This window comes from Rhodococcus sp. NPDC060086, from assembly GCF_042730275.1.
In the GTDB taxonomy this organism is placed as follows: Bacteria; Actinomycetota; Actinomycetes; order Mycobacteriales; family Mycobacteriaceae; genus Rhodococcus.
Genome location: NZ_JBHWWZ010000060.1, coordinates 17,175 through 28,117, shown reverse-complemented (window position 1 = coordinate 28,117; position 10,943 = coordinate 17,175). Strand labels below are relative to the sequence as shown.

General features: G+C 64.5%; 8 protein-coding genes. 5 read left to right on the top strand and 3 right to left on the bottom strand.

Annotated features, from left to right (window positions below):
• Positions 1 to 27: 27 nt before the first annotated feature.
• Positions 28 to 1,620, bottom strand: coding sequence for an ABC transporter substrate-binding protein (locus tag ACFWB0_RS22925; RefSeq protein WP_378492696.1), 1,593 nt, complete (start codon positions 1,618 to 1,620; stop codon positions 28 to 30).
• A 185-nt stretch (positions 1,621 to 1,805) separates the two neighbouring features.
• Here ACFWB0_RS22925 and ACFWB0_RS22920 point away from each other — a divergent pair, with 185 nt between their 5' ends.
• The 3 genes from ACFWB0_RS22920 to ACFWB0_RS22910 are packed head-to-tail and all read left to right on the top strand — an operon-like array spanning position 1,806 to position 5,784.
• The gene (locus tag ACFWB0_RS22920; RefSeq protein WP_378492695.1) at positions 1,806 to 2,549 is read left to right on the top strand and encodes a TetR/AcrR family transcriptional regulator; all 744 of its coding nucleotides are present in this window, start codon (positions 1,806 to 1,808) and stop codon (positions 2,547 to 2,549) included.
• Complete coding sequence (locus ACFWB0_RS22915; protein ID WP_378492694.1) at positions 2,546 to 4,780, top strand: arylsulfatase; 2,235 nt, start codon at positions 2,546 to 2,548, stop codon at positions 4,778 to 4,780. Before ACFWB0_RS22920 ends, ACFWB0_RS22915 begins: the two co-directional genes overlap by 4 nt.
• Positions 4,781 to 4,806: 26 nt before the next feature.
• Complete coding sequence (locus ACFWB0_RS22910) at positions 4,807 to 5,784, top strand: TauD/TfdA dioxygenase family protein (protein WP_378492693.1); 978 nt, start codon at positions 4,807 to 4,809, stop codon at positions 5,782 to 5,784.
• Between the two features lie 29 nt (positions 5,785 to 5,813).
• On the opposite strand, the gene ACFWB0_RS22905 is transcribed toward ACFWB0_RS22910, so the two are convergent.
• Positions 5,814 to 6,464: a hypothetical protein gene (locus tag ACFWB0_RS22905; RefSeq protein ID WP_378492698.1), complete on the bottom strand. Its 651-nt coding sequence runs from the start codon at positions 6,462 to 6,464 to the stop codon at positions 5,814 to 5,816.
• Positions 6,465 to 6,710: 246 nt separating this feature from the next.
• Here ACFWB0_RS22905 and ACFWB0_RS22900 point away from each other — a divergent pair, with 246 nt between their 5' ends.
• Together ACFWB0_RS22900 and ACFWB0_RS22895 are read left to right on the top strand one after the other, a co-directional pair.
• Positions 6,711 to 8,000 (top strand): adenylosuccinate synthase, encoded by a 1,290-nt coding sequence (locus ACFWB0_RS22900; RefSeq protein WP_378492692.1) that lies wholly within the window; start codon positions 6,711 to 6,713, stop codon positions 7,998 to 8,000.
• Between the two features lie 179 nt (positions 8,001 to 8,179).
• Positions 8,180 to 9,637: a PLP-dependent aminotransferase family protein gene (locus ACFWB0_RS22895; protein ID WP_378492691.1), complete on the top strand. Its 1,458-nt coding sequence runs from the start codon at positions 8,180 to 8,182 to the stop codon at positions 9,635 to 9,637.
• 24 nt (positions 9,638 to 9,661) lie between these two features.
• On the opposite strand, the gene ACFWB0_RS22890 is transcribed toward ACFWB0_RS22895, so the two are convergent.
• Positions 9,662 to 10,894: a DUF222 domain-containing protein gene (locus ACFWB0_RS22890; protein WP_378492690.1), complete on the bottom strand. Its 1,233-nt coding sequence runs from the start codon at positions 10,892 to 10,894 to the stop codon at positions 9,662 to 9,664.
• Between the last annotated feature and the right edge of the window lie 49 nt (positions 10,895 to 10,943).

Here is a 10,943-nt window from a genome sequence, read left to right as displayed (position 1 = left end):
GCACCCCACACGTCGTTTCGGTCGGGCTCAGTTCTCGATCCACAACTCCTCGGGCAGCGGGGAGCCCAGCGTGTAGAGACGCAGACCGTGAATCTTCTCGCCCATCATCACGGACGGTGACGATCGGACATACCAGACGCCCGGGTCGAGTTCGGCAATCCGCGTCTGGACGACGTCGTAGGCCTGCTTGCGTTCGTCGGTGGTCTCCGCTGTTCTGCCGGCGTCCAGTGCCTCGTCGAGGCGGGGGTCGGAGACCCCCATGAAGTTGCCGGTCGACTCGGAGTGGAATGCCGTCCAGAGCGCGTAATCCGGGTCCTGGGTGATCGCCGACGAGACCATCATGTCGAAGTCGTGTGCACCGGCCCGCGCAGCTCCCGTGGCGAAGTCCACCACCTCGATGTCGACCTCGACATTGTCGTAGGTATTGAGCTGTGCTTGCAGGGCTTCCGCGGTGGCTTGGTTGTCGAGACCGGTGTAAGTGGTGAAGGTGAACTCGACGGGCTTCCCGTCGGCTGCAAGCTCATCGAACAAGGTCTGGGCGGCCGTCCGGTCCTGCTGCGGTAGCGCGATATCCGAATAGAACGGTGAGTTTTCCTGGAACAGGGTTTGCGGCACCTCGCCGTCACCGTTGAACACGATGGAATTGATCATGTCGCGGTCCACGGCCAGCGCTACTGCACGGCGCGCACGTTCGTCGTCGAACGGCGCGCGACGGAAGTTCATTCCCAGGTACTGCCCTCCACCGGCGGGCACGGTGGCAACCTGCGCTCCTGCATCCTGAGCTCTGCCGACGCTCGACGGATTCGTTTCGGTGGACAGGTCGGCGTCGCCGGTGGTGATCGCGTTCACTCGCTGCGTCGTGTCCGTGACCGAACGGATCGTGATCGCGTCGAGGTAGGGTTTCGGAGCATCCCAATAGTCGGGGTTGCGTTCGAGTTCGATGGCACCTTGCCGCATCCATCGCGTGAGTTCGAACGGTCCGGCACCGACAGGTGCGTCGTCGAATGCTGCTCGTCCGTTCCCGAGCGCGCTCGGTGAGGCGATCCAGTTCATGGATGTGGCGAGCATCCCCTGCGGGAAGCTGGGATTCGGTTCGTGCAGAACGACCTTCAGCGTGGTCTCGTCCACCACCTCGGTGGTTTCGACCTGGGAAACCTGGCGGATGGCAGTGGATCCGAGTGCCGGGTCGCGGAGCCGTTCCCAGTTGAACTGGACTGCAGCGGCGTCGAGCGGCGTGTCGTCGGTGAACATGAGCCCTGGGCGAAGCGTGAGTTCGTACGTGGTACCGCCGTCGGTGCTGTCGAATCCCGTCGCCATGGTGTATTCGATCTCGTTGGTATCAGGATCGTTGATCATGAGGGTGCCGTAGAGGGCGTTGCCCAGCAACGGTTGGTGTACCCAGGTATTGGAAAGTCCGGCGGGATCGAGCGTTCTGGGCTCGCCGATCTGCAGCGCGTTCAATCGCCCCCCGGTCGCCGGGTCTCCGGTCGTGACCGAGGTGGGTGATTCGCTGGGGCTCGAGCCACAGGCAGCCAGAACCAACACCGAGATGGCTGTGACGAGCACGGATGTTGCGGGATGGGGTCTGATCATCATCAACCTCTCGGGCGGCTTGCTCAATGGGCAAGCGCAGAGGGCGGCCGGCGGGTGCCGGGCGCGTCGGATCGATCCGAAAATAGGCGTCGACCACTGGTTAAGTCAACCGTTCGAACCCGAATCCATGAAAGTTTCCCCGATTCATAGATTTCTTGATTCGAACAGTTGACTTAACCGAAACTCGGGGATATCTTGCGACAATCGATCGAATGAAACCGGAGACCGGCGTGGCGAAAGACTCGAAGAGCATGCAGGATTCGAATACCCTCCGGCCTGTCGACGGATCGAAGACCCGATTGCTTCTGATTTCTGCGGCAGAGAAACTGGTGGCCGAGAACGGCCCGGAGGGGGTGTCGTCACGGCAGATCGCCGCTGCTGCCGGCCAGACCAATAATTATGCGGTGCAGTATCACTTCGGGAGTAAAGAAGGACTGCTCGACGCGGTGTTCGCGCATCGCCTCCAGCGCGTCGATGCAGTGCGCGCCGAATTGTTCGACACCGTGTCGTCCAGTGGGGGAGAGCCCTCGGTGAGGAGATGGCTCGACGTCCTGCTCCTTCCCTTGGCCGACGAAGTTACCGCCCCGGAAAGCCGGTACGTCAGTTTCCTCGCACGTGTATTCCTCTACCGGTTCAACGAGATTCCCCTGTGGTTCGGGGGTGGTGAACGGCCGATCAGCCCGATCGCGATCCGTGCGGCCGAGATGATCAGAGCGCAGATCTCCTACGTGCCCGAGGCTGTCCGGAACCGTCGGATGCACGTGGTTCTCGCGCAATGCCTGCTCGCTCTGGCGAGTTTCGAGCAGCAACTGGCGAACGGCGAGGCCCCGGATCTGCCGTTCGACGTTTTCGTCACAGACTTGTTGGATACCGCCGCGCAAGGACTTGCCACGCCCCTGTCGGAGGCGACGGCCAGTGCACTGCGTGCGCACGAAACCCGATTGGAAACCTCATGAGTACACCCCCGAAGCGCGCGCCCGAAGGGGCCCCCAACGTCGTCGTCATCCTTCTCGACGACCTCGGATTCGGGCAGATAGGTTGCTACGGGTCCGATATCGCGACCCCCAACATCGACCGACTCGCTTCGGACGGATTGCGATTCAATCGTTTTCATGTGACGGCACTGTGCTCCCCCACGCGAGCGGCACTGCTCACGGGCCGGAATCATCACGCGGTGGGAATGGGCTTCCTCTCCGACATCCCCACCACCGAACCCGGGTACACCGCGAGCATCCCCCCGACCGCGGCTGCATTGCCGAGGATTCTGCGCGACGCCGGATGGAGCACCATGGCGGTGGGCAAATGGCACCTGACCCCACCGGGAGAACGCACCAGTGCGGGACCGTTCGACCGGTGGCCGCTGGGGATGGGTTTCGAGAAGTACTACGGTTTCCTTCGCGGCGACTCCAATCATTGGGCGCCGGAGCTGGTGCGCGACAACACCTATGTAGATCCGCCGCGCGGACCACGCGACGGGTACCACCTGACCGAAGACCTTGCCGACGAAGCGATTCGGATGGTCGTCAACCAGCAGGAGTCGGCACCCGGCAAGCCCTTCTTCCTGTACTTCGCGACCGGGGCCATGCATGCGCCGCACCACGTCGAACGATCATGGGCGGATGCCTACGCAGGAAAGTTCGACGGAGGATGGGAGAGGTGGCGCGAGGCCGTGTTCGAGCGGCAGCTCGCGGCCGGGGTCGTTCCGGAGGGAACGACGCTGACCGAGCGGCCGTCGTGGGTGCCCGACTGGGATTCCCTGACCGACGAGGAACGCCGGGTCTATGCGCGGATGCACGAGGTCTACGCCGGATTCCTCACCCATACCGACGCGCAGATCGGAAGGGTGGTCGACAGTCTCGAGAAGCTCGGTGTCCTCGACAACACGCTCATCTTCGTGATGTCGGACAACGGTGCGAGCGCCGAAGGCGGGGTGGGTGGTACTTACAACGAACACCGCTTCACCCATCACATCCGCGACGACGTTTCGGAAAGCGCGGCGCTCCTCGATGATTGGGGTGGAATCGACGGGTATCCGCATTACGCGTGGGGGTGGGCGTGGGCAGGCAACACGCCGTTCCGGTTGTGGAAGCGATACACCTGGCTCGGTGGCACCCGTGTCCCCATGATCGTGCACTGGCCCAGTGGAATCCGCGATACCGGTGGGATCCGCGATCAGTTCGCGCACGCGATCGACATCCTTCCCACAGTCCTCGACGCATGCGGAGTGACGATGCCGGAGACGGTCGGTGGCGTCGGTCAGCTCGCGGTAGACGGAGCGAGCCTGCGCCCGGCGTTCGGCGATGCTGCAGCGCCCTCGCCCCGATCCACTCAGTACTTCGAGATGCTCGGATCCCGGTCGATTTTCGCCGACGGATGGAAGGCGACGACCGACCACGTCTCCACGGGGGTTCTCGATGAGGAGCTACTGATGGAGGGCAGCCGGGACTTCGATACCGACACCTGGTCGTTGTTCCGCCTAGAAGAGGACTTCTCGGAGGCACATGATGTGTCCGGCGAACACCCGGACGTCGTCCGCGCCCTCGAACGTCAGTGGTTCATCGAGGCCGGCCGCAACAAAGTGACTCCGCTCGCCGACAGTCTGCGCGGCCGGGCAGCGGGAATCAGGCCGCGGCACTACCCCCTCCCGTCGATCCTCACCTTGTACCCAGAGGGAGGTCCCGTCTCCGACGACGCACTGCCGCGGATCTCGGGTGGCGGTCGTGTCGTCGCCGAAGTGGACGTACCCGCACGGGACCCAGAGGGGGTTCTGTTCGCGCTCGGCGACTGGACCGGGGGGTTCGCCGGGTTCGTCGAACAGGGGATTCTGACCGTCGTCGCCGCGACACCGGGCGGCGAGATCCGGGTGGTAGCAGATAGGCGACTGATCGCAGGGCGGCACACCGTCGGATGCGCATTCCGGCTCGGTTCGGACGGGTCGCTGAAAGTGGAAGCGATCATCGACGACGTCGTCGTCGCAGTCACCGACAGCAACCACGAGTTGCCTCACGCCTGGCAGCACGGCGGTGCGTCGTTGACCCTCGGGTACGACAAGGGGCTGCCCGTGTGCAGGGAGTACGAACCTCCCTTCGCGTGGAACGGCGTACTCCACCGGGTGACCGTCGAGGCCGCCCCGGGCAGGCCTGTGGTCGAGAAGGACGTCATCCGAATCGCAATGCAGATCGATTGACAATCCGATGATAAGGGGATCGCACCATGACCGACACATCCATTGGAGCAACCGTCGACTCCGCCTCCGAGATCTACGCGAACGGAGGGATCACGGTACGTAAGGTCGGACACCACCTCGGGGCTGTCATCGACGGTGTCGAAATGTCCGGCGATATCTCGGACGCGACGTCCCTGGCAATCCGGTACGCCCTCGCCGTGAACAAGGTGATCTTCTTTCGTAGCCAGCACCACTTGACGGACGAGATCCAATACGAGTTCGGTGCGCGTATCGGTATTCCCACCACAGCCCACCCGTCCCTGAACTCGGACGACAGCAGAACCCTGGTCCTCGAAGGAGCCGCGAGCGGTTGGCACACCGACGTCACCTTCGTCGACAGGATCCCGAAGGCGTCAGTTCTACGATCGGTGAAAGTGCCGCCCTACGGAGGCGCCACGACGTGGGCATCGACGACGGCCGCCTACGAGCAACTGCCGGACCCGCTGCGTGTGCTCGTCGAGAATCTTCGGGCGGTCCATTCCAATCGATTCGACTACGCCGCGGCACTTGCCCCCGAGCAACTGAGCGGAAACTACTCGAAGTCGAAGCGAGACTTCCGCAGTGGGTTCGCGACGCTGACGTTCGAGACCGAGCACCCGGTGGTTCGTGTGCACCCCGAGACAGGCGAGCGAAGCCTGCTCCTGGGGCACTTCGTTCGCGAGTTCGTGGGTCTGAAGGCCGCAGAGAGCAGCGTGCTCTACCAGCTTCTGCAGAATCGCGTCACGAAGCTCGAGAACACAGTGCGGTGGACCTGGGCTGACGGAGACGTCGCCATCTGGGACAACCGCAATACCCAGCATTACGGTGTCGCCGACTACGGTGACCATCCCCGGGAGTTGCGGCGTACAACCCTCGCGGGGGACGTGCCGGTGGACGTGCACGGCACTGCCAGTCGAATCCGCGCGGGCGATGCTTCGAGCTATTCCGTGGTCGACAATGCTCTGCGACTACCCGGATTCGTATAGCGCCGGATTCGTATAGCGCTCGGCCAGACTCAGCGCACCAGCTTCCACTTCGTCTCGTGGCGGTAGAACGTGGACCGCTTGAGCGCGCGTGGATTCGGGACGCCGTCGCGAGTGAGGAACGCGGCCGGGGAACCGAGCTGCACCGCTCGACCCGTGAGCCACTTGTACCCGCCGAACCACCGTGCGCGATCTACCGCTGCCCGCAGACCCGGCATCTGCGGCGTCGGCTCGATCCGAATTCCCGGCACAGTGCCGGAGAACAAGCGAGTGTCGTCGACATACGCCTCTCCCACGAGAGGGCTCTCTTCTCCGTGGACGAGCGCGCGCCCGACGAGAGCCATGCCTGCATCGTCGCGGATCAGCGGGATCGACTTCGCCTCACTCTGCAGCGCGATGGAGGCGGCCTTCGAGCCGGTGCGCAAGCCGTAGGCCTCGGTTGCGGGTGTGCGCGACTCGGGGACATAGGCAAGCTCGACCGCCAGGCGGTCGGTGCGCATCAACCGGGTCAGCGTTGCCGCGAACGCTGCATCGTCGCCAACGACGATCAGTCGCGGGTCGTCCACCGACTCGGTGTGAGCGAACACGTCCTCGAAGTCGTCCTTCTCTGGAACCGCAGGAGCCGACAGCGCGGTCACGGAGGTGAGTGCCAAGGGGAGTGGCACATCGCCGCATCTGAGCACTACCGGGGTCAACTGATCTCCTCGCTGGTCACGATCGGGCGGCCGTCGTTCAGGCGTCCACTGTAATCCGAAGCGGTCCCGGTCGTGGGGACCCCGGATCGTGGCGGGCCGGACAGGCCATTCGGATACCGAACCCGGATGCTCGTCGAAGGTGGACTACACTGTGGTCCCGGCTGCTGCCCGGATTCGGGCAGGACCCTGCAGGCGAGACCGCCCGCACGAAGAACCCTGCCTGAGGAGCGCGAAATGCCGGCAATCGTCCTGATCGGAGCCCAGTGGGGCGATGAGGGCAAAGGCAAAGCAACCGACCTGTTCGGCGGACGTCTGCAGTGGGTCGTGCGCTACCAGGGCGGCAACAATGCGGGCCACACCGTTGTGCTGCCGAACGGCGACAAGTTCGCGCTGCACCTGATCCCGTCGGGGATCCTCACACCGGGTGTCACGAACGTCATCGGCAACGGTGTCGTCGTCGACCCGGGTGTGCTGCTCGAAGAGCTCGCAGGGCTCGAGAAGCGCGACGTGGACACCTCACGTCTGCTGCTCTCGGCCGATGCGCACCTGATCATGCCGTATCACGTGGCGATCGATAAGGTCACCGAGCGTTTCCTCGGCGCGAAGAAGATCGGCACCACCGGCCGCGGTATCGGGCCGTGCTACCAGGACAAGATCGCGCGTGTCGGTGTCCGTGTCGCTGATGTCCTGGACGAGAAGATCTTCACCCAGAAGGTCGAGGCGGCCCTCGAGTTCAAGAATCAGGTGCTCGTCAAGATCTACAACCGTAAGGCCCTCGATCCGCAGCAGGTCGTCGACGAAGTCCTCGGCCAGGCCGAAGGATTCAAGCACCGCATCGCAGACACCCGTCTGCAGCTCAACGAGGCACTCGAACGCGGCGACACCGTGCTGCTCGAGGGCTCGCAGGGCACGCTGCTCGACGTCGACCACGGCACCTACCCGTACGTGACGTCGTCGAACCCGACCGCCGGTGGCGCTTCCGTGGGTTCGGGCATCGGCCCCACCAAGATCACGACGGTGCTCGGCATCCTCAAGGCCTACACCACGCGTGTCGGCTCGGGTCCGTTCCCGACCGAACTGTTCGACAACCACGGTGAGTACCTGGCGAAGCAGGGCGGCGAGGTCGGCGTCACCACCGGCCGTGCCCGCCGCACCGGCTGGTTCGACGCGGTCATCGCCCGCTACGCCACGCGCGTCAACGGCATCACCGACTTCTTCCTCACCAAGCTCGACGTGCTCTCCGGTCTCGACACCGTGCCGATCTGTGTCGGCTACGAGGTCGACGGTGTGCGCGTCGACGACATGCCGATGACGCAGACCGACATCCACCACGCCAAGCCCATCTACGAGGAGATGCCCGGCTGGTGGGAGGACATCTCCCACGCCCGCACCTTCGAAGAGCTCCCCAAGAACGCACAGGACTACGTGCTGCGCCTCGAGGAGCTGTCCGGTGCATTCATCTCGTGCATCGGCGTCGGACCGGGCCGCGACGAGACGATCGTCCGGCGCGACATCCTCGCCTGACGGTCGTGCCCGGGCCTGACCTGCAGTAGGTCAGGCCCGACTCCCGGCCGGATCTCGATCTCTGCCTACAGGGAAGGCGTGCGGTCGAACTCGTCAATTATCTGCTGGACCGCACAGTGGGCTGGTAATCAGGCCACTGGCCTGGTGAGTTCACGTCCACTATGCGCGATACTGGACCGGTGATCACACGTGCGATAGGGGCCAGTTCGCTGGTTCGCGACCTCGGCAACTGGCAGGACGTCGGTGACGTGCGTCCCGCATACCGGGCGCTCGCCGACGGCATCCGCCTCCTCGTACACGACGGCAGAGTCCCGCAAGGGGTGGCGTTGCCGAGCGAACGCGAACTCGCCTCGTCGTTGTCGCTGAGCCGCACCACCGTTACCTCGGCATACTCCACGCTGCGCGACGAGGGATATCTGCGCAGTCGGCAAGGCGCGCGCAGCACGGTTGCCATGCCGGCCGGGTCGCGTGCTCGCGGTGCAGTCAAGGCGACAGCAGCACCCGGCACCGACGCGATCGACATGAGCAACGCTTCGCTCCCCGCTCCCGCTGCCGAAATCGAGGCTGCGTACGGACTGGCATTGCGGTCGATGTCGGCGTACCTGTCGTCGCACGGCATGGAGCCGATCGGTGTGATGGCGCTGCGCGAGGTGATCGCGCGCCGGTACCGGGAACGCGGGCTGCCCACCTCGCCCGAACAGATCATGGTCACCAGCGGCGCCCAGCACGCGATGCGGTTGCTGCTCGGTGTGCTCACCGATCCGGGAGACCGCGTGATCGTCGACCATCCGACCTACCCGAATGCGCTCGAAGCAATCCGGCGGCACGGTGCGCGTCCGATCCCGGTGCCGGTGCGACCGGAGGCTGGGCCCTCCGGCGGGTGGGATCTCGGAGCGCTGGCCGGTGCCGCCCGCCAGACTGCCGCGCGCACAGCGTTTCTCGTCCCCGATTTCCACAATCCCACCGGTCTGTGTCTCGACGAGGACGGTCGTGCCGAGCTCGCGCGGATCATGTACGACGCCCGCATGACGCTGGTGGTGGACGAGACGATGGTCGATCTGTGGCTCGACGCGCCGCCACCGGCTCCGGTCGCGTCGTTCCCGGCAGGTTCTTCGGTGGTGACGATCGGGTCGACCGGCAAGTCCCTGTGGGGTGGGTTGCGCGTGGGATGGATCCGCGCCGACCGCGAGCTGATCGTGCGACTCGCCGGAGCCCGATCGGGCGTGGACCTCGGTACGCCCGTCATGGAGCAGTTCGCGGCCGCGCACCTGCTGTCGGATGTCGACGAACTTCTCGAGCAACGGCGCGCACAGCTCCGGAACCAGCGGCAGGCGCTGTGTGAAGCACTCGACGACCAGCTACCCGACTGGCAGTACACCCCGGGACAGGGTGGGATGTCGCTGTGGGTGCGGATGCCGGAGCCGGTGTCGACGGCACTCGCTGCGATCGCACCCAGCCATGGTGTATTACTCGCGGCCGGGCCACGTTTCGGAGTGCAGGGGGCGTTCGAACGATTCATGAGATTGCCGTACACACAACACCCGGACATGCTGCGTAACGCCGTGGCGGCAGTGGCCGACGCGTACGTGCAGGTAGCGCAGGGCGGCGACCTCGAGGCGTCTCGGCTCGTCGTCTGATCGCTGGGTACGTCGATTTGTGGGTCAGGCGACCAGATCCGGCCTGCTCCCCGGGATCGGCATACGGAACACATCCACACTCGAGGGAGGAATGAACTGCGGCCGACGCTCGTCGGTCATCTCTACTTCCCACTGCGTGTGGTGCATCAACCGGTGGTGATGTCCGCAGAGCAACACCAGATTGTCGAGGTCGGTGTCACCGCCGTCGACCCAATGATGAATATGGTGCGCAGCTGCCCACGCCGGGGGTGTCGAACACCCGGGGAAGGCACATCCGCCATCTCTGACGGCCAGCGCTCGACGTTGCGCCGTCGTCGCAGTCCGGTGCGTCCGCCCGTGTGCGAGCGGTACGCCGTGTTCGTCGAGCAGGATCCGGGTGACCTGACAATCGCACGCGAGCATGCGGGCGGCATCGATCGACAATGGGCCCGCCCAGGGCTCGGTCGCATACCCGTGCTCGGGGGAATGGGTGAACAGTTCCTTCACCGCAGCGTTGTTCGTCAGATCCTTGATGGAGGCGGTGATCGTCACGTGCGGTTTCACCCCTCCGTCGACGGGGACGAGGCCGGCGGCTTCGACGAACTGCAACAGTTGATCGAAGGCATCGGCGGTGCGTTTCGACGCCGGCCGATCATCTTTGACACCGCCCGCTTCGGGCCTCGGCGCGGCGAGTGGGGAGAGCAGATGCCGCAGGCGGGCACCGGTGACCGCGTCGAACTCCCCTTTGATGACGACCCGGCCGTGCCAGGTGGTGGAGACGAACAGTTCGTTGCGTGAGGAGTCTTCGCCCGGTGGCGGTCCGTCGCCGGTGTTGTAGAGGTGTTCGAGTCGGCGGATCAACGCCCGCACGGTCGCTTTCGTGGCGACCCGCTCGGAGGCATGCTCGATCAGGATGTCGCGAGCCTTCTCGAAGTCGCAGGGGTTCATGGTGCGGGGATAGTGCTGGCAGAAGTAGGCGATCTGCCGAGCTTTCTCCGCATCCAACAGCCCGGAGGAATACGCTTCGCGTACTTCCGGTTCCAGTCGCAGCAACCGAGCCAGTGTTTCGATGCGGTGGCACTCACCGATCTCGAGGTTGGTGGCGGCACACAACCAGTGTGCTGGGCTGCGGTAGCCGTGTTCTTTGACGGTGTCGCGTTCGATCATCGCGATCATCAGATCGACGCGGTGTACCTGCCAGGTATGGATTTCGGCGGAGACGGCGAGCGTCTCGGCCATGAGTTGTGTGTTGTCGAGTTTCCAGAGGTCCCCACCCATGATCGAATTCTATAGAACATGAGTTCGAAAGACAAGGATTGTGCGAATC

Coding starts and splice junctions, on each gene's coding strand:
- ACFWB0_RS22920 (WP_378492695.1), top strand. CDS start 1,806: ATGAAACCGGAGACCGGCGTGGCGAAAGACTCGAAGAGCATGCAGGAT.
- ACFWB0_RS22915 (WP_378492694.1), top strand. CDS start 2,546: ATGAGTACACCCCCGAAGCGCGCGCCCGAAGGGGCCCCCAACGTCGTC.
- ACFWB0_RS22910 (WP_378492693.1), top strand. CDS start 4,807: ATGACCGACACATCCATTGGAGCAACCGTCGACTCCGCCTCCGAGATC.
- ACFWB0_RS22900 (WP_378492692.1), top strand. CDS start 6,711: ATGCCGGCAATCGTCCTGATCGGAGCCCAGTGGGGCGATGAGGGCAAA.
- ACFWB0_RS22890 (WP_378492690.1), bottom strand. CDS start 10,894: ATGGGTGGGGACCTCTGGAAACTCGACAACACACAACTCATGGCCGAG.